An 18,328-nucleotide genomic window follows, 5' to 3' on the forward strand; every position below is an offset into this window, starting at 1 on the left:
GCCGCCACGCTACGTGTCACGCGACCGCGGCGGCCACCCGCGCCGCGTAGGACGTCGCGGGGTCGGCGGCGACCTCCTGCGGCGTGCCCCGCTGCGCCGCGCGGCCGTCCTCGAGGACGAGCAGCTCGTCGGCCAGGTCGAGCGCGTCGCGCAGGTCGTGCGTGACGAGCACCGTCGGCAGGCCGCGGGCGACGTGGCGCCGGACGACGGCGCGCACGTGCGTGCGGGTCTCGGCGTCGAGGGCGCCGAACGGCTCGTCGAGCAGCAGCGCGCGGGGCTGCGCGGCGAGCGCGCGCGCGAGCGCCACCCGCTGCGCCTGGCCGCCCGAGAGCCGGTCGGCGCGTGCCCGGGCGTGGGCGGCGAGCCCGAGGTCGGCCAGCAGCGCGTCGGCGGACGCGCGCGCCGCACGTGCCCGCGCGCCCTGCGCGCGCAGCCCGAACGCGACGTTCTCACGCGCCGACAGGTGACCGAACAGGAGCCCGTCCTGCAGCACGACGCCGAGCCGACGGTGCCGCGGCGCGATCGTCGCACCGGTCGCGGCGTCGTCGAGCACGGTGCCGCCGAGGCGCACGTGCCCCGCAGCCAGGGCGGCGATCCCGGCGAGGGACTCCAGCAGCGTGGTCTTGCCGCTGCCGTTCGGTCCCATGACGGCGAGGACCCGTCCCGGCGGGACGCTCAGCCGGACGTCGAGGTGCAGCGCCCCGCGCTCGGCGACGACGTGCGCGTCGAGCGTCATCGGTCCACCCGGCGCGTGCGGCCGCGGCCGGGCAGTCCGCCGACCCAGCGTCCGCGCATCGCGACGAGGACCGCCACGGACACGACGAGCAGCAGCACCGACATGGCCACGGCCTGCTCGGGTGCGGCGTCCATCGCGAGGTAGACCGCGAGCGGGACCGTCCGCGTGGTGCCGGGGAAGTTCCCGGCGAACGTGACGGTCGCGCCGAACTCCCCGAGCGCACGCGTGAAGCACAGCGCCGCGCCGGCCGCGACGCCGGGGGCGACCGACGGGAGCGTGACGCGGCGCAGGACGTAGGCGGGGCCGCGCCGAGCGTCTCGGCCACGAGGGCGCGCCGGCGGTCGGCCCCGCGCAGCGCGCCCTCGACGGTGAGCACGAGGAACGGCAGCGCCACGAACACCTGGGCCAGGACGACCGCGACCGACGTGAACGGGACGGTCACGCCGAACCACGCGTCCAGCCGCGACCCGAGCAGCCCGCGGCGGCCCAGCAGGAGCAGCAGCGCGACGCCGCCCACGACGGGCGGCAGCACCAGCGGCACCGTCACCAGCGAGCGGACCAGCCGGCCGCCCGGGACGTCGTCCCGGGCCAGGACCCAGGCCAGCGGCACGCCCACGACGAGGCAGACCACCGTCGTGCAGGCCGCCGTGACGACCGACAGCCGCAGCGCCTCGACGACGGCCGGGTCGGCGACCAGGGCGGCCATGTCGCCCCACGGCGTCGCGGCGAGCAGCGCCACGAGCGGCAGCACGAGCAGCGCGAGCCCGACCACCGCCAGCGCACCGAGGACGAGCGTGCCGACCGCGGGTCGCGCGCGCCGAGCGGTTCGTCGGTCGACGTCGGCCGGCGGCCTCGCGGACGCCCTGCCGGGTGCCCGCGGGGACCGGGTGGGGGCGGGTGTCGTCACGGGACGTCGAACCCCGCGTCCTCGAGCGCCTGGCGGCCGACCGGCCCCCGGAGCAGCGCGACGAACGCGGCGGCGGCCCGCGGGTGCGGTGCGTCGGGCAGGGCCAGCGCGGGGTAGTCGGTCGGCACCTGGACGTCGGCGGGGACGTCGATGCCCTCGACCGCGCCGCCGGCCGCGATGACGTCGGTCCGGTACACCAGGCCCGCGTCGGCCTCGTCGAGCCGCAGACGCGTCAGGACCGCGCGCACGTCCTGCTCGAGCGTGTCGGGCGCGGGCGTCACGCCGGCCTTCGCCAGGACCTGGGCGCCGACCGCGCCGCACGGCACCTCGGCGGCGCACAGCGCGACGGTCCGCGCGGGGTCGGCGAGGTCGGCGAGCGTCGTGACGCCGCCGGGGTTGCCCGCGGGCACCGCGATCTGCAGCTGGTTGGTCGCCACGACGACGGGGTCGCCGCCGAGCGCGTCGGTCACGGTCGTCATGGTCGCGGGGCTCGCGGTGACGACCACGTCGGCCGGGGCGCCGCTGACGACCTGCGTGGCCAGCGCCGAGCTGGCGCCGAAGCTCGTCCGCACGGTGAGCCCGGGGTGCTCGGCCTCGAGCGTGGCGGCGAGGTCGGTCACGACGTCCGTGAGCGAGGCCGCGGCGAGCACCACGAGGGTCCCCTCGAGCGTGTCCCCGGGCGGTACGGCGGTGCTCGCGCCCGGCGCCGGGGTCGCGGCGGTCGGTCCGGCGTCCGGGGCGGCGGCGCCGGTCGAGGAGCAGCCCGTCAGCGCGAGCGCGGCCACGAGCAGGGCGACCGGTGCCGTGCGGAGCGTGCCACGGCCCGCCGGCCCGCGCCGCGGCAGCGCGGCGTCCCGGCCGGTCACCGGGTCTCCACGTGCTCGACGGCCACGTTGGTCGCCTTGACGGACGCGACGGCCACGACGCCGGGCTCGAGGCCCAGGTCGTCCGCCGCCTCCCGGCTGATGAGCGACACGAGGCGGTACCGGCCCGCCTGGATCTCGACCTGCGCCATGACGGTGTCGCGCACGACGCGCGTGACGATGCCGCGCAGCCGGTTGCGGGTCGAGCGCTGGTCGCTGCCGGGCTCGGGCTCGGTGCCGAGCCCCTGCGCGAGCCGGGCGAGCGCGCCGCCGTCGACCGCGTGGTGCCCCGTGGCGTCGCGGGTCGACGCGAGCCGTCCCGCCTCGATCCAGCGGCGGACGGTGTCGTCGCTCACGCCCAGGAGGGTCGCGGCCTCGCTCACGCGGTAGGTCGGCATGCGCCCACAGTACGAGGTGGTGGCCGCAGATGCGGGGGAGAACGCCGTGGATATCCGCATCTGCGGGACGTGTGCGCGGTGCGCCGCGCTGGATGCGGCGCTGCGGGGCGGGCTGCCTACCCTGGACCCGTGGCCCACGACACCTCGCGCCTGCACCCCCCGGCGCGTCGCGTCGTCGTCGCCGACGTCACGACCGCACCCGTCGACGTCGCCGCGCTCGCCGCCGCCGTCGGGGACGCCGCCGCCGGAGCCGTCGTCACGTTCGCGGGCGTCGTGCGCGACCACGACCACGGCCAGGGCGTGACTGGGCTGGAGTACGTCGCCCACCCCGACGCGGGCGCCGTCATCGCGCGCGTGGTCGCCGACGTCACGGCCCGCAGCGCCGTCGACGCCGTCGCCGTGGTGCACCGCGTCGGCGCGCTCGCCGTGGGGGAGTGCGCGCTCGGCGTCGCGGTGTCGGCGGCGCACCGCCGCGAGGCGTTCGAGACGGCCGCGCTGCTCGTCGACGAGGTCAAGGAGCACCTGCCGGTGTGGAAGCGGCAGGACCTGACCGCCGGCGGCCACGAGTGGGTCAACAGCGCCTGACGCGCGCCGCGACCGCCACGGACGCTCAGCCGCCCGCGAACGGCGGCAGCACGTCGACGCGCGCGGGCGTGCCCACGGGCTCGTCCCGGTCGCGGTGCAGCACGCCGTCGACCAGCAGCGCGCAGCGCGCCGCGACCGCACCGAGCGCGTCCCCGTGGCGGGCCGCCAGCAGGTCCAGCAGCCCACCGACGGTCGCGTCGGCGGGGACCTCGACCTGCTCGGCGTCGCGTCCCGCGGCCTCGGCCGCCGCCGCGAAGTACCGCACCTCGACCGTGCGCGTCCCGGTCGTCGCGCCTGTCGTGCCGTCCACCGTCGTCATCCCCCGATCGCGCTCATCGTGCGGGCCGGCTGCAGGAACGACGGGTCGTCGATGCCGTGCCCGGCGGCCTTGCCGCGCTGCGCGGCGCGCCACGCGTCCGCGACTGTCGCGTCGTCCGCCCCGCCGCGCAGCAGCCCGCGCAGGTCGTCCTCCTCGCGCGCGAACAGGCAGCTGCGCACCTGCCCGTCGGCCGTCAGCCGCGTGCGGTCGCACGCGCCGCAGAACGGGCGCGTGACCGAGCCGATGACGCCGACCGTCGCTCCCGCGTGCCCGCGGACCGTCCACGTCTCGGCCGGGGCCCCGCCGCGCGCGCCGTCGGGCTCGGGCACCAGGTCGTACGCGGCCGCGAGGGCGTCGAGGATCTCGCGCGCCGTCACGAGGTCCTCGCGCCGCCACGACCCGTGCGGCCCGAGCGGCATCTGCTCGATGAAGCGCAGGTGGTACCCGTGCTCGAGCGCCCACGCGAGCAGCGGCACGGCCTCGTCGTCGTTGACGCCGCGCTGCAGCACCGCGTTGACCTTGACGGGCGTCAGCCCCGCCTCGACCGCGGCCGCGAGGCCCGCGAGCACGTCGGCGTGCCGGTCCCGCCGTGCGATGCGCGCGAACCGCTGCGGGTCGAGCGAGTCCAGCGACACGTTGACGCGGTCCAGCCCGGCCTCGGCCAGGGAGCGCGCACGCTTGTCGAGCCCCAGCGCGTTGGTCGTCAGGGCCGTGCGCACCCGGGCGCCGTCGGGCGTGCGCAGCGCCGTGGTCGCCGCCACGATGCCCTCGAGGCCCCGCCGCAGCAGCGGCTCGCCGCCCGTGAACCGGACCTCGCGGATGCCGAGCCGCTCGACGCCGACGCGCACGAGCCGCACCACCTCGGCGTCGGTCAGCACCGTGTCGTCCGGCGCCCACGGCAGACCCTCGGCCGGCATGCAGTAGGTGCACCGCAGGTTGCACCGGTCGGTCAGCGACACGCGCAGGTCGGTGGCGACCCGGCCGTACCGGTCCGCCAGTCCCTGCGCGCGCGGCTCCGAGCCGCCCGCGGCGCTCACGGCTCGCATCCCACGATGGTACGGACCGCACCGACGAAGGCCGGTCGCGGGCGGTCCGGGGCGCGGTGCCGCCGGCGATAGGTTGGGCGCATGGTCGAGGTCCCTCCCGCGCGGGCCGACCTGGCTCCGCGCGTCGTCCGTCCGCTCGACGAGCACGCCGCCGCCGTCCTCGCGCTCGCGGGCCCGCTGCCGACCGTCACCGTGCCGCTCGCGCAGGCCGCGGGACGCGCGCTCGCGGTCGACGTGCGCAGCGGCGTCGACCTGCCGCCGTGGGACTCCTCGGCCATGGACGGGTACGCCGTGCGCGCCGCGGACCTGCGGCCCGGGGCCGTGCTCGACGTCGTCGACGACGTCCCCGCCGGCGACACGCGCGAGGTGACCGTCCCGGACGGTGCGGTGACGCGGATCATGACCGGGGCGCCCGTGCCGAGCGGCGCCGACGCCGTGCTGCCGGTCGAGCTCACCGACGGCGGCACGGCCCGCGTGCGGGTCGACGACGTGGTCGCCCCGGGGGCGCACGTGCGGCGCCGCGGCGAGGACGTGCGCGCCGGCGACGTCGTGCTGCGGGCGGGCGACGTGCTCGGCGCCGGAGCCGTCGGGCTGCTCGCCGCGACGGGCCACGCGCACGTCGCGGTGCACGCCCGGCCGCGCGTCGCGGTGCTGTCCACCGGCTCCGAGCTGGTGCCGCCCGGGACGCCGCTGCGGCACGGGCAGATCCACGAGTCCAACGGTCCCCAGCTCGCCGCCGCGGCCGCCGCGGCCGGTGCCGAGGTCGTGCTGCTCGCCGCGGTGCGCGACGACGTCGACGGCGTGCGGGCCGCGCTCGCCGACGCGGCCGCGCGGGCCGACGTCGTCGTCACGACCGGCGGCGTGTCGGTCGGCGCGTACGACGTCGTGCGCGACGCGCTGCTCGCGGGCGGGCGCGCCGAGCTCGTGCACGTGCGCATGCAGCCCGGCAAGCCGCAGGCCGTCGCCGTGCTCCCGGACGGCACGCCCGTGCTCGGCCTGCCCGGCAACCCCGTGAGCTGCTTCGTGTCGTTCGAGCTGTTCGTGCGGCCGCTGCTGCGCCGCATGCTCGGCGCGTCCGACGTGCACCGCCGCCGGCTGACCGCCAGCGTGCCGGACGCGCTGAGCTCGCCCGCCGGTCGGCGCCAGCTGCTGCGCGCGCGCCTGGACTGGACCGGCGGGACGCCCGTGGCCGTGCCCGTCGGCGGCCCCGGCTCGCACCTGCTCGGCGCGCTCGCGCGCGCCGACGCGCTGATCGACGTCCCCGAGGACGTCACGCACGTCGCGGCGGGGGACGCCGTGACCGTCATCGACCTGAGGGAGCACGACGCGTGAGCCAGTCCGACCGCCTGACCCACGTCGACGCGCGCGGCGCCGCGCGCATGGTCGACGTCGCCGAGAAGGACGTCACCGTGCGCACCGCGCGCGCCACGGGGCGCCTCGTGACCACGCCGCAGGTCGTCGCGCTGCTGCGCGGCGAGGGCGTGCCCAAGGGCGACGCGCTCGCGGTCGCGCGCATCGCCGGCATCCAGGCGGCCAAGCGCACGCCCGACCTCGTGCCGCTGTGCCACCCCGTCGCGATCCACGGCGTCACGGTCGACCTCGAGGTCGTCGACGACGGCGTGCGCATCGACGCGACCGTGCGCACGGCCGACCGCACGGGCGTCGAGATGGAGGCGCTCACGTGCGTCGCCGCCGCGGGGCTCACGCTGGTCGACATGGTCAAGGCCGTCGACCGCGGCGCGCACCTGACGGACATCCGGGTCGAGGAGAAGGCCGGCGGGCGCAGCGGGACGTGGACGCGTGACTGACGCGCCCGCGCCGCGCGCCGTCGTCGTCACGGCCTCGGACCGGGCCGCGGCGGGCGAGTACGCCGACCGCTCCGGCCCGCTGCTCGTCGCGGGCCTGCGGGAGCTGGGCCTCGCGGTCGACGACGCCGTGGTCGTCCCCGACGGCGCACCGGTCGAGCGCGCGTTGCGCGACGCCGCGGCCGCGGGCGTCGCGCTGGTCGTGACGACGGGCGGCACGGGCCTGGGGCCGCGGGACCGCACGCCCGAGGCGACCCTCGCGGTCGTCGAGCGCGTGGTGCCCGGGATCGCCGAGGCGCTGCGGGCCGACGCCGTGCGGCGCGGCGTGGCCGCGGGCGTGCTCTCGCGCGGCGTGGCCGGGGTCGCCGGGCGCACGCTCGTCGTCAACGTCGCGGGGTCCACCGGGGCCGTGCGCGACGCGCTCGAGGTGCTCGCCGGCGTGCTGCCGCACGCGCTCGCGCAGCTCGCGGGCGGCGACCACTGACGCTCGCGCGTCATGCGCCGCGCGCCGCCGCGACGCGCGCCCACGCCGCGAGCCCGCCGGGCAGGTGACGCACGTCGTGCACGCCGGCCGCGCGCGCGAGCCGCGCCGCGTGGGCGGCGCGCGCACCGACGCGGCACACGAGCACGAGCGGTCGGTCGGGGTCGAGCTCGGTGAGGCCCTGCTCGGAGGCGAACCGCGCGAACGGCACCGAACGCGCGCCGGGCAGCGGGGCCGCGGCGGCCTCGGGCGCGTCGCGCAGGTCGACGACGTCGACGTCCGGGCGCGACGCGAGCAGCCGCAGCACCTCGGCGACGCCCGTCAGGGCGCCGGTGTCGGTGTCGCTGTCGGTGCCGGTCCCGGCGCCGACCGACTGGACGGCGCGCGCCGGTCGTGCGTCGGGCTCGGGTCGTGCGTCGGGCTCGGCGTGCGCGTCGGGCTCGGGGCGCGTGGTGACGGGCACGCCGGCCGCGGGTGCGCTCGCCGCGCGGCGACGCACCGGCACGTCCTGCCACGTGCCCGCGAACGCGTCGTGCACCGCGACCCGGCCCAGCAGCGTGCGCCCCGTGCCGCACACGAGCTTGACGGCCTCGAGCGCCATCGCGGCGCCCGCCGCGGCGCAGACCGCGCCGAGCACGCCGTCGACCGCGCACGACGCGACCGTGCCGTCGGGCGGCGGGCCGCCGAACACGTCCCGCAGGTCGACGCCCTCGCCCACGGGCGGGTCGGACCAGAACGTGCTGACCTGCGCGTGACCGCGGTGCAGCGACCCCCAGACCCACGGCACGCCGAGCCGCGCGCACACGTCGTTCACGAGGTAGCGCGTCGCGAAGTTGTCGGTGCCGTCGACCACGAGGTCCCAGCCGCGCAGCACGTCGTGCGCGTTCGCGTCGTCGAGGCGCACGGCGTGCGTCACGACCTCGACCGCGGGGTCCACCGCGCGCACCGCGTCGGCGGCCGAGTCGACCTTGCGCCGCCCGACGTCGGCCGTGCCGTGCACGACCTGCCGCTGCAGGTTCGAGGCCTCGACGACGTCGTCGTCGACCACGCCGAGCGTGCCGACCCCCGCGGCCGCGAGATACAGCAGGACCGGCGACCCCAGGCCGCCCGCGCCGAGCACGAGCACGCGCGCGGCCAGCAGGCGGCGCTGGCCGACCTCCCCGACCTCGTCGAGCGCGAGGTGCCGCGCGTAGCGGGCCACCTGCTCCGCCGTGAGCGGCGGACCGGGCGCGACGAGCGGCGGCAGGGCGGGGCTGGTCACCCGTGCGACCCCGTGGCGACGCTCGTCACGGTCGTGAGCAGCAGGACGCTGTCCGCCAGGGCGAGCACCGAGTGCCGCTCGTGCGTGAGCTCCCACAGCTCGCCGGCCGCGACGTCCTGCTGCACGTCGCCGTCGACCTCGACGCGCACGTGCCCCTGGAGGGCCTGCAGCGACGCGGCCGGGGGAGACGCGTGCTCACCGAGCCGCGCCCCCGCGACGAGCGCGATGACGGTCTGCCGCAGCTCGCCGTCGTGCACCACGAGCTGCGCGCTGCGGCCGTGCGGGTCGGTGCGGGCCGCGGCGAGGTGCTCGGCGGCGAGGGCGGTGAGGTCCGGCATGGGTCGATCCTCCCAGGGCTCGGTGACGGACGGATGTCGACGGTCTCACAGGCGCGGGCGGGCTCCCGGGCGCTCGACGCGCTCCCAGCCGGGCCGCACGGCGCGCGACGAACCGGTCGCGTGGTCGCGCGAGCGATACACGACGTACGGCCGGAACAGGTAGCCGACGGGCGCCGAGAACACGTGCACGAGCCGCGTGAACGGCCAGATCGCGAACAGGACCAGCGCGCTGAGGACGTGCAGCTGGAACATCAGCGGCACGCCGGACATGAGCTCGGGCCGCGGCTGGAACGTCAGGAGGCTGCGGATCCACGGCGAGATGCTGCCGCGGTAGTCGTACGCGGCGCCGAAGAGCTGGTACAGCACGGTCGCGGCGGTGCCGAAGCCCAACGTCGCGGCGAGCACGACGTACATGAGCTTGTCCGAGCGCGTCGTGGCGAGGAACACCGGCCCGACCATGCGGCGTCGGTAGACGAGGATCACCAGGCCCGCGATCGTCAGCACGGCGGCGGCCGTGCCCATCCACGTGGCACCGAGGTGGTACGCGTGCTCGTCGATCCCGACCGCCTCGAGCCACGTGCGGGGGACCAGCAGCCCGACCACGTGGCCGGCGATGACCAGGAGGATGCCCAGGTGGAACATGGGCGAGCCCCAGCGCAGCAGCCGGTTCTCGTAGACCTGCGACGAGCGCGTCGTCCAGCCGAACTGGTCGTAGCGGTAGCGCCACACGTGGCCGACGACGAACACGGCGGCCACCGCGTACGGCAGCGCGACCCACAGCAGCGCGTCGGTGGGGGTCATGCCGGGACCTCCGAGCGGACGGTCGGGAACGGGAGCAGCGGGGTGTCCATGCCGACCGTCTCGGTCGGGGGGCCCTGCGCGAGCAGCGCCGCGAACCGGGCGGCCGTCGCGTCGTCGACGGGCGGCAGCGTCAGGCACACCGCGTCGAGCAGGTGCGCGTACGGCGAGCCGTAGCCGTGCAGCGCCGAGCGCAGCACCTCCAGCCCGTCGCGGTGGCTCGCGAGCAGCACGTCCGGGACGGGGCCGCGGTCGCGGGCCGACAGCTCGAGCACGCCGGGCAGGTGGTCGGGCAGCTCGTCCTCGCGCGGCTGCCAGCCGCACGCCCGGAAGGCCTCGGAGAACCGGATGAGCGCCATCCCGCGCCGCCGCGTGTCGCCCGCGCCGTAGTACGTGAGGTACAGCGCGCAGCGGCGGCGCAGGTCGAACGTCTGCACGTAGTGCGCCTGCCGGTCGGTGAGGTCCCACGCGGCGACGGCGTCGACGAACGCGACCAGCGCGTCGCGCACGGCGCCCGGCAGCGACGCCGCCGCCTCGCGGACCCCCGCGAGCTGCTCGTCGTGGTCGGGCCCCGGGTGGTCGAGCAGCAGCGCGGCCGCCATGTGCGCGGTCGCGCGCTGCTCGGCGTCGACCCGCACGGGGTCGAGGAACGGCAGGACCGGGAAGCGCCGGCTCATCGGTGCGCCTCGTCCGGCGTGCCGGGACCCTCGCCGTACCCGGGTTCCCCGGGCGCGGGCGGGAACATGCCGGCCGGTGCGCCGTTGCCGTCCCAGTTGAGCAGGTTGACGCGCTCGGGCGTGCCCTCGCCGGCCGGCGCCCGGTCCGCCCGCTGGCGGTGCCGCAGCGCGTGGAACGTCTCGACCGACGCGCGCATCGGTCGTCCCGAGGAGGACCCGAACGGGCCCGCGCCGCCCATGCCCGGGCCGCCCTCGGTCTCGAGCGAGCAGCCCGTGGCGATCTCCTCGAGGTCGCGCGCGACCTCGGCGTGCGCGACGGGGATGACGTACCGGTCCTCGTACTTCGCGATCGCCAGCAGCCGGTACATCGCCTCCATCTCGTCGGCGTCCATGCCGACGGCCGCCGCGATGCGCTCGTCCTGCTCGAGGCCGAGGTTGACGTTGCGCATGTGCGCGCGCATCGCCGCGAGGCGCTGCAGCACCTCCCGCACGGGTTCGACGTCGCCCGCGGTGAACAGCCCCGCCAGGTACTCCAGCGGGATCCGCAGCCGGTCGATCGCCGCGAACAGCGTCGGGGCGTCCTCGCCGTCGGCACCCGACCCGGACACGACGTCGACCACGGGGGACAGCGGCGGGATGTACCAGACCATCGGCATCGTGCGGTACTCGGGGTGCAGGGGCAGCGCGACCTGGTACTCGCTGATGAGCTTCCAGATCGGCGAGCGCTGCGCGGCGTCGATCCAGTCCTGCGGGATGTCGGCGGCGCGGGCGGCCGCGACGACCTCGGGGTCGTGCGGGTCGAGGAACACCGAGCGCTGCGCGTCGAGCAGCGCGTGCTCGTCCTCGACCGACGCGGCCTCGAGGACCTTCTCCTCGTCGTACAGCACGAGGCCCAGGTAGCGCAGCCGCCCCACGCAGGTCTCGGAGCACACGGTCGGCAGCCCGACCTCGAGGCGCGGGTAGCACAGCGTGCACTTCTCGGCCTTGCCGGTCTTGTGGTTGAAGTAGACCTTCTTGTACGGGCAGCCGGTGACGCACATGCGCCACCCGCGGCACTTGTCCTGGTCGACCAGGACGATGCCGTCCTCCACGCGCTTGTACATCGCGCCCGACGGGCACGAGGCGACGCACGACGGGTTGAGGCAGTGCTCGCAGATGCGCGGCAGGTAGAACATGAACGTCTGCTCGAACTCGGCCTTGACCTGCGTGCTCATGCTCGCGAGCACCGGGTCGTCCGCCATCGTCTCGCCCGCGCCGCCGAGGTTGTCGTCCCAGTTGGCCGACCACTCGATCTTCATGTCGTCGCCCGTCAGGAGCGACTTGGGCCGGGCGACGGGGGTGTGCTCGCCCTGCGGCGAGGACAGCAGCACGTCGTAGTCGTACGTCCACGGCTCGTAGTAGTCGTGGATCTCGGGCAGCGTCGGGTTGGAGAAGATGTGCGCGAGCTTGCTCAGGCGCCCGCCCGCGCGCAGCTTGAGCCGGCCTCGGCGCGTGCGCACCCAGCCGCCGCGCCAGCGCTCCTGGTCCTCGTACGTGCGCGGGTAGCCGATGCCGGGGCGCGTCTCGACGTTGTTGAACCACACGTACTCGACGCCCGTGCGGTTCGTCCACGCCTGCTTGCAGGTCACCGAGCACGTGTGGCACCCGATGCACTTGTCGAGGTTCATGACCATCGCCATCTGGGCCATCACACGCATCGGGCACCTCCGGCGCACCGCTCGGTCGGCTGGTCGGTCGACGGGTCGTTCGCGGCAGCCATCAGTACTGCACCTCCTGCGAGCGGCGGCGGATCGTCGTGACCTCGTCACGCTGGTTGCCGGTCGGCCCCAGGTAGTTGAACGCGAACGACAGCTGCGCGTACCCGCCGACCAGGTGGCTCGGCTTGAGCAGCACGCGCGTCAGCGAGTTGTGGATGCCTCCGCGCAGCCCCGAGATCTCGGAGCGGGGGACGTCCACCGTGCGGTCCTTCGCGTGGTACATGTACACGGTCCCGGCGGGCATGCGGTGCGACACGATCGCGCGGGCCACGACGACGCCGTTGCGGTTGTAGGCCTCGATCCAGTCGTTGTCCTTCACCTCGATCGCCGCCGCGTCCTGCGGGGACATCCAGATGGTCGGGCCGCCGCGCGAGAGCGACAGCATGAACAGGTTGTCCTGGTACTCCGAGTGGATCGACCACTTGGAGTGCGGCGTCAGGTACCGCACGGTCACGGCGGCGTGCCCGCCGTCGGGGTCGGCCGCGCCGAGCCGCGAGTCGCCGAACAGGCGGTGCAGGTCGAGCGGCGGCCGGTAGATCGGCAGGGCCTCGCCGAGCTCGGTCATCCAGTCGTGGTCGAGGTAGAAGTGCTGGCGGCCGGTGAGCGTGTGCCAGGGCTTGTGGTGCTCGACGTTGACGGTGAAGGCCGAGTAGCGGCGGCCGCCGTGCTCCGACCCCGACCACTCGGGCGACGTGATGACAGGCACGGGCCGGGCCTGCACGTCGGCGAACCGGATGCGGTCGCCCTCGTGGTCGCGCGCGAGCTCGGCGAGCGACGTGCCCGTGCGCTGCTCGACGTGCTCGAAGCCCTGCACCGCGAGCCGCCCGTTGGTCGTGCCCGACAGCGCGAGGATCGCCTCGCACACGTGGCGCGCGTCGGTGAGCAGCGGCTGACCCGCCGCGACCCCCGACGTGGCGGTGCCGTTGGTGCGGGCGAGCGCCGCGACCTCCTTGTCGGGGGAGAACGCGACGCCCTTGGTCACCATCCCGGCCGTCGCCGTGAGCGGGCCGAGCGCGCCCCAGCGGTCGCCGATCGTCGCGTAGTCCCGCTCGACGACGACGAGCTTGGGCATCGTCACGCCGGGGCGCAGGTCGGACGCCGGGACCGTGCCGTGCGGCGTCGCGAGCTCGTCGGGCGTGTCGTGCAGCAGGGGCATCGCGACGACGTCGCGGCGCGTGCCCAGCCGCTCGCCGCCCAGCCGCTGCACCTCGCGCGCGAGGGTGCCGAAGATGTCGAAGTCGGTGCGGGTCTGCCACGGCGGGTTGATCGCCGGGTTGAACGAGTGCACGAACGGGTGCATGTCCGTGGTCGACAGGTCGTGCTTCTCGTACCAGGTGGCCGCGGGGAGCACGACGTCGGAGAACAGCGTGGTCGACGTCATGCGGAAGTCGCTCGTGACCAGCAGGTCGAGCTTGCCGCGCGGCGCCTCGTCGCGCCACGTCATGGTCGTCGGGCGCCGGTCCGGCCCGGCCTCCTGCGCGCGGACGGCCGCGTCGGTGCCGAGCAGGTGCCGCAGGAAGTACTCGTTGCCCTTGCCCGAGGACCCGAGGATGTTCGCGCGCCAGACGTTGACCACGCGCGGGAAGTTGCGCGGGTCGTCGGGGTCCTGGCACGCCCAACCCAGTCGGCCGGCCCGCAGCTCGTCGACCACGTGCTGCGCGGGCTCGACGCCCGCCGCCGCGGCCTCGTCGGCCAGGTCCAGCGGGTTGCGGTCGAACGTCGGGTAGCTCGGCATCCAGCCGCGCTGCGCGGACTCCACGAGGCAGTCGGCCGTCGTGCGGCCCGCGAACTGGCCGCGTGCGAGCGGGCTGGCCAGCGCGTCGGCCGGCAGGCCGTCGTACCGCCACTGGTCGGTCGCGAGGTACCAGAACGCCGTGCCGATCATCTGGCGGGGCGGACGCGCCCAGTCCAGCCCGAACGCGTACTGCGCCCACCCGGTGACCGGCCGGCACTTCTCCTGCCCGACGTAGTGCGCCCAGCCGCCGCCGTTGACGCCCTGGCACCCGGTCATGTGCACGAGCGCGAGGAACGTGCGGTAGATCGTGTCGGAGTGGAACCAGTGGTTGGTCCCCGCGCCCATGAGGATCATCGAGCGGCCGCCCGAGTCCTCGGCGTTCTGCGCGAACTCCCGTCCGATGCGCGCCGCGGCCTGCGCCGGGACCGACGTGATCTCCTCCTGCCACGCGGGCGTGCCGGGCGACGACGCGTCGTCGTACCCGGTCGGCCACGTGCCCGGCAGGCCGTCACGACCCACGCCGTACTGCGCGAGCAGGAGGTCGAAGACGGTCGTGACGAGGTGCTCGCCGACGCGCCGCACGGGCACGCCGCGGCGGACCACGCCGGCACCGCCTTCGTGCTCGCGACCCGCCTCGGGGGCCACGTCGAACCGCGGCAGGTCGATCGCGACGGACGCGCCGTCCCACGACGCCAGGTCGGCGACCGACAGCTGCGGGTCGAGGTCGCCCAGCAGCAGGTTCCACTCGCCGGCCTTGGCCGGGTCGAACCGGTGGCCCAGCGTCCCGTTCGGGACGGTCGGCGTGCCGTCGGCGTCGAGCACGACCGTCTGGAACGCGCCGTCGCGGTCGGCCGTGGGCTCGGGGAGCTGGTCGCCCGTGAGGAACTTGTCGGGCACGTACGCGTCGCCGCGCGGCTCGAGGCGCACGAGGTGCGGCGCGTCGGTGAACCGCTGCAGGTACTGCGCGAACCGCGGCGTGCGGCGCTCGACCAGGAACTCGCGCAGCACGACGTGGCCCATCGCCATGGCGAGCGCGCCGTCGGTGCCCGGGTGCGGTGCGAGCCACTCGTCGGCGAACTTCGTGTTGTCGGCGTAGTCGGGGCTGACGGTGACGACCTTCTGGCCGCGGTAGCGCGCCTCGGCCATGAAGTGCGCGTCGGGCGTGCGCGTGACCGGGACGTTGGAGCCCCACATGATCAGGTACGCGGCGTTCCACCAGTCGGCGGACTCGGGGACGTCGGTCTGGTCGCCGAACACCTGGGGCGAGGCCACGGGCAGGTCGGCGTACCAGTCGTAGAACGACAGCATCGTGCCGCCGAGCATCGAGACGAACCGTGACCCGGCGCCGTGCGACACCATCGACATCGCGGGGATGGGCGAGAAGCCCGCGACGCGGTCCGGGCCGTACTCCTCGATCGTGTGCACGTGCGCCGCGGCGACGATCTCGGCCGCCTCGTCCCACGTCGCGCGCACGAGGCCGCCCTTGCCGCGGGCCCGCTTGTAGGCGGGGTCGGGGTCGGCCGTGACGGCCTTCCACGCCTCGACGGGGTCGCCCAGGCGTGCCTTGGCCTCGCGGTAGGCGCGCAGCAGCGTGCCGCGCACGTACGGGTAGCGGATGCGCGTGGGCGAGTACGTGTACCAGGAGAACGCGGCGCCGCGCGGGCAGCCGCGCGGCTCGTACTCGGGGGAGTCGGGGCCGACCGACGGGTAGTCGGTCTGCTGCGTCTCCCACGTGATGATGCCGTCCTTGACGTACACCTTCCACGAGCACGAGCCGGTGCAGTTGACGCCGTGGGTGGAGCGCACGACCTTGTCGTGGCTCCACCGGTCGCGGTAGAACGCGTCGCCCTCGCGGCCGCCCTCGAGGAAGACGGTGCGCAGGTCCGGTGACACCTCCCCGGGGCGCAGCCGCGCGCCGAGCCGCAGGAGCGCCTGCGCGGGGCCGGAGTCCGTGGGGACGTGGCGGGGGCTGGTGGTGGTCATCGGACCTCCCGTGGGGGCGGGCTCTCGGTGCGGGGGCGGGTCAGCGGCTCAGCTGGGTCGGGGCGCTCCGGGCCGTGCGTAGTACACCCAGGTGAGCACGGTGCAGGCGGCGAAGTAAACAGCTGCGCCGACGAAGAATGCGGACGGCGACCAGACGGACAGCGCCATGCCGACCAGGAAGGGCCCGAACGCGGCGATCGCGGACGTGAATCCGATGACGCCGCCGGCCTGCCGGCGGGGGAAGATCATGGGCATCTGCTTGAACGTGCCGGCGTTGCCGATTCCCGCGAACGTGAACACCGCGAGCATCGCGACGAGGAACCACGTGAACTCGCCGACGTCGGTCGGTGTGAGGAACAGCAGCGCGACGACGGTCGAGATCGTCATCCCGATGCCCGAGACCAAGGTCCAGACGGCGCCGCCGAAGCGGTCGCACAGCGGGCCCCACGCGGCGCGTGTGATCGACCCGAGCAGCGGGCCCAGGAACGCGAACTTCAGCGGGTCGGGGGCGTTCTCGAAGCCGCCGTACACGTTGGTGATGAGCAGGCCTAGCTGCGCGGCGAAGCCCGAGAACGCACCGAACGTCATGGTGTAGATCGCCGTCATGACCCACGTGTGCTTCTCGCGGAAGATGTCGAGCTGCTGGCGGAAGTTCGCCTGCACGGGCACGCGGCGCAGCACCACCGCGGCGAGCACGATGCCGAGCACGACCCACGGGATGAGGACCAGCGCCGCGTTGTGCAGCCAGATCTGCCCGCCCTCGGTGGTCTGCTGCGGCGTGAGGGCCGCGGTGCCGAGCAGGCCGAACCCGACGACCCACGGCACGAGGAACTGGATGAGGCTGACGCCGAAGTTCCCGATGCCGGCCTGCAGGCCCAGGGCGGTGCCCGACATCCGGCGGGGGAAGAAGTAGCTGGTCGAGGGCATGAACCCGGCGAACGCACCGCCGCCGATGCCGGTCGCGAAGGCCAGCACCAGCAGGGTGGTGTACGACGTCGACGCGTCGCGCACCGCGAGCGTCCAGCCGATCATCGGCAGCAGCAGGAGGGTCGAGGACCCGCCGACGAGCGTGCGGGTGCCCACGACGGGTGGCAGGAACATGAAGACCAGCCGCATGAGACCGCCGGCCAGGCCGGGCAGCGCCACGAGCCAGTAGAGCTGCTCCTTCGTCAGGTCGAAGCCGACGAGGTTGAGCCGCGGGGCGATCGCGCTGACCAGGTACCAGACCGCGAAGGCGAGCGTCAGGTTGTAGGTCGTGACCCACAGCGTGCGCCAGGCGCGTCGCTCGTCCCAGGTGTCGGCGTTCTCCGGGTCCCAGTTGGACAGGTCCGGCGCCAGGGTGGCGTTCGACATCGAAGGCCCTTCGTGCCACGGGGGCCCAGCGCCCCCCTTCCCGGCCACCATGTCAAAGCGCCAGGGGTTTTGCCACCACCTCGACCGTGAAAAATGAGCGACCGGGAAAACGGCGACGCACGGGCCCGACGGGCGTCGCCGCCGGGCCCGTGCGTCGTCCGTCCGTGCTCAGTCCTGCGCGCGGCGCGTGATCCGCACGTGCCACGCCTCGGGGCCCTCGACGAGGTACTCGACGTCGATCGGCGCCCGGTCGGCGAGCTGCGCGAGCAGGGGCCGCGGGGCGTGCGGCGCGACGATCACGAGCGCGGCGCCCGGTGCGATCGCGTCGAACGCGCCGAACACCGTCGCGTGGCGGATCGCGTGCGGGATCGTGCGCACGTCGAGGACCGGGTCGGCCTCGTCGTGGCCGCCGCAGCCGCACGTGTGCCCGGCCGGCTCGGGGGCGGTGGGCAGGATCTCGACGGGCTGGCTCATGGCTCTCCTTCGGTGGTGGCCCGCCGGGCGGCGGACGACGGGGGTGCGGCGCCCGCGGACGCGGTGCCGGTCAGGTGGAGCGCGCAGTGACGCGGCCCGACGAACGGCTCGAGCCGCTCGGCCCGCACGGGGCCGCCGACCTGCTCGAGCACGCCCTGCGCGAGCCCGAGGTGCACGCTGCACACGACCTCGGGTCGCTCGCGGGCGAGGTCGAGGAAGGGGCAGCGCCACAGGTCGAAGGTGGCGCGGTCCTCGCTGAGCACGGGGTCGAAGCCGAGCCGGTCCAGGTGCGCCTCGAGCGCGAGCACCTGGTCGTCCGCGCCCGACGGCAGCGAGGGCAGGTCGGCGAGCATGTCGTGCCCGGCCTGTCGTGCGGACTCGCGCACGTCGCCGACGGGGGACCCGTACCCGCCGAGCAGGACGCTCGTCAGGCGGGCGCGCGCGACCGACTCCGCCAGGTGGCGGGCGGCCGCGGGGTCGGTGCGGACGTCGTCGCGCGTCGTGGCGCGGTAGACGGTGCGGGGCCGCCCGCGCGTCGCGCGGTGCTCGGGCTCGCGCACGACGAAGCGTGCGTCGACGAGGCGCTGCAGGTGCTCGCGCACCGTGTTCTCGTGCAGGCCGGTCCGCGCCGCCAGCGCCGACGTCGTCTGCGGCCCGTCGGCCTGCAAGACGTGGAGGAGGTCGAGCCGGCTCGGCGAGGACAGCACGCGCGCGGTGGGCGTGCGGCGGACGTCGTCGCCGTCGTCGTGCTCGGTCACGTGCACCTCCGTGGTGGTCGGTCTCGGCGCGGGTGGTCGCGGTGACGGGATCGG

At 75.5% G+C, this 18,328-nt stretch carries 18 protein-coding genes and 1 pseudogene; 4 read left to right on the plus strand and 15 right to left on the minus strand.

Translation table 11 applies throughout. The features are described from left to right. Positions 1–16: 16 nt before the first annotated feature. From GY42_RS03660 to GY42_RS03675, 4 genes and pseudogenes are all read right to left on the minus strand, one after another. Entirely contained in the window at positions 17–736 is a 720-nt protein-coding gene (locus GY42_RS03660; RefSeq protein WP_052748193.1) for an ATP-binding cassette domain-containing protein, read from the minus strand. Continuing rightward, positions 733–1,514: pseudogene (locus GY42_RS20180) on the minus strand (ABC transporter permease). Before GY42_RS20180 ends, GY42_RS03660 begins: the two are co-directional and overlap by 4 nt. A gap of 125 nt (positions 1,515–1,639) precedes the next feature. Next, entirely contained in the window at positions 1,640–2,509 is an 870-nt protein-coding gene (modA, locus tag GY42_RS03670) for a molybdate ABC transporter substrate-binding protein (RefSeq protein ID WP_236686705.1), read from the minus strand. Then, complete coding sequence (locus GY42_RS03675; protein ID WP_046528294.1) at positions 2,506–2,904, minus strand: TOBE domain-containing protein; 399 nt, start codon at positions 2,902–2,904, stop codon at positions 2,506–2,508. The genes modA and GY42_RS03675 overlap by 4 nt, the downstream gene beginning before the upstream one ends. 129 nt (positions 2,905–3,033) lie before the next feature. Between GY42_RS03675 and GY42_RS03680 the strand changes: the two genes are divergently transcribed. Then, positions 3,034–3,489 (plus strand): molybdenum cofactor biosynthesis protein MoaE, encoded by a 456-nt coding sequence (locus tag GY42_RS03680; RefSeq protein WP_046528295.1) that lies wholly within the window; start codon positions 3,034–3,036, stop codon positions 3,487–3,489. 25 nt (positions 3,490–3,514) lie between these two features. On the opposite strand, the gene GY42_RS03685 is transcribed toward GY42_RS03680, so the two are convergent. Next, positions 3,515–3,808, minus strand: coding sequence for a MoaD/ThiS family protein (locus GY42_RS03685; RefSeq protein WP_046528296.1), 294 nt, complete (start codon positions 3,806–3,808; stop codon positions 3,515–3,517). Continuing rightward, a complete protein-coding gene (gene moaA, locus GY42_RS03690) occupies positions 3,805–4,854 on the minus strand; it encodes a GTP 3',8-cyclase MoaA (protein WP_046528297.1) in 1,050 nt (349 codons plus the stop codon). Before moaA ends, GY42_RS03685 begins: the two co-directional genes overlap by 4 nt. An 81-nt stretch (positions 4,855–4,935) precedes the next feature. Here moaA and GY42_RS03695 point away from each other — a divergent pair, with 81 nt between their 5' ends. The 3 genes from GY42_RS03695 to GY42_RS03705 are packed head-to-tail and all read left to right on the plus strand — an operon-like array spanning position 4,936 to position 7,143. Beyond that, positions 4,936–6,186, plus strand: a complete 1,251-nt coding sequence (locus GY42_RS03695; RefSeq protein ID WP_046528298.1) for a molybdopterin molybdotransferase MoeA — start codon at positions 4,936–4,938, stop codon at positions 6,184–6,186. Continuing rightward, on the plus strand, positions 6,183–6,662 hold the full coding sequence (gene moaC, locus GY42_RS03700) for a cyclic pyranopterin monophosphate synthase MoaC (protein WP_046528299.1): 480 nt from the start codon (positions 6,183–6,185) through the stop codon (positions 6,660–6,662). The genes GY42_RS03695 and moaC overlap by 4 nt, the downstream gene beginning before the upstream one ends. Further along, a complete protein-coding gene (locus GY42_RS03705) occupies positions 6,655–7,143 on the plus strand; it encodes a MogA/MoaB family molybdenum cofactor biosynthesis protein (RefSeq protein ID WP_046528300.1) in 489 nt (162 codons plus the stop codon). The genes moaC and GY42_RS03705 overlap by 8 nt, the downstream gene beginning before the upstream one ends. A gap of 10 nt (positions 7,144–7,153) precedes the next feature. On the opposite strand, the gene GY42_RS03710 is transcribed toward GY42_RS03705, so the two are convergent. The 9 genes from GY42_RS03710 to GY42_RS03750 all read right to left on the minus strand — a co-directional run bounded on the left by GY42_RS03710 (position 7,154) and on the right by GY42_RS03750 (position 18,274). Beyond that, a complete protein-coding gene (locus GY42_RS03710) occupies positions 7,154–8,401 on the minus strand; it encodes a ThiF family adenylyltransferase (protein ID WP_046528301.1) in 1,248 nt (415 codons plus the stop codon). Further along, positions 8,398–8,739 carry a cupin gene (locus tag GY42_RS03715; protein ID WP_046528302.1) on the minus strand — a complete coding sequence of 114 codons (342 nt, stop codon included), beginning with the start codon at positions 8,737–8,739 and terminating at the stop codon, positions 8,398–8,400. Before GY42_RS03715 ends, GY42_RS03710 begins: the two co-directional genes overlap by 4 nt. Positions 8,740–8,784: 45 nt before the next feature. Then, on the minus strand, positions 8,785–9,540 hold the full coding sequence (gene narI / locus GY42_RS03720; RefSeq protein WP_046528303.1) for a respiratory nitrate reductase subunit gamma: 756 nt from the start codon (positions 9,538–9,540) through the stop codon (positions 8,785–8,787). Further along, positions 9,537–10,214, minus strand: a complete 678-nt coding sequence (gene narJ / locus GY42_RS03725) for a nitrate reductase molybdenum cofactor assembly chaperone (RefSeq protein WP_046528304.1) — start codon at positions 10,212–10,214, stop codon at positions 9,537–9,539. The genes narI and narJ overlap by 4 nt, the downstream gene beginning before the upstream one ends. Further along, complete coding sequence (gene narH / locus GY42_RS03730; protein WP_046528305.1) at positions 10,211–11,911, minus strand: nitrate reductase subunit beta; 1,701 nt, start codon at positions 11,909–11,911, stop codon at positions 10,211–10,213. The genes narJ and narH overlap by 4 nt, the downstream gene beginning before the upstream one ends. A 61-nt stretch (positions 11,912–11,972) precedes the next feature. Beyond that, positions 11,973–15,689: a nitrate reductase subunit alpha gene (locus tag GY42_RS03735; protein WP_046528306.1), complete on the minus strand. Its 3,717-nt coding sequence runs from the start codon at positions 15,687–15,689 to the stop codon at positions 11,973–11,975. Positions 15,690–15,737: 48 nt separating this feature from the next. Next, positions 15,738–17,042, minus strand: a complete 1,305-nt coding sequence (locus tag GY42_RS03740) for an MFS transporter (protein ID WP_046528307.1) — start codon at positions 17,040–17,042, stop codon at positions 15,738–15,740. 168 nt (positions 17,043–17,210) lie between these two features. Continuing rightward, complete coding sequence (locus GY42_RS03745; RefSeq protein WP_046528308.1) at positions 17,211–17,516, minus strand: DUF2249 domain-containing protein; 306 nt, start codon at positions 17,514–17,516, stop codon at positions 17,211–17,213. Beyond that, positions 17,513–18,274, minus strand: coding sequence for a helix-turn-helix transcriptional regulator (locus GY42_RS03750; protein ID WP_046528309.1), 762 nt, complete (start codon positions 18,272–18,274; stop codon positions 17,513–17,515). Before GY42_RS03750 ends, GY42_RS03745 begins: the two co-directional genes overlap by 4 nt. Between the last annotated feature and the right edge of the window lie 54 nt (positions 18,275–18,328).

This window comes from Cellulomonas sp. FA1, from assembly GCF_000986825.1.
In the GTDB taxonomy this organism is placed as follows: Bacteria; Actinomycetota; Actinomycetes; order Actinomycetales; family Cellulomonadaceae; genus Cellulomonas; species Cellulomonas iranensis.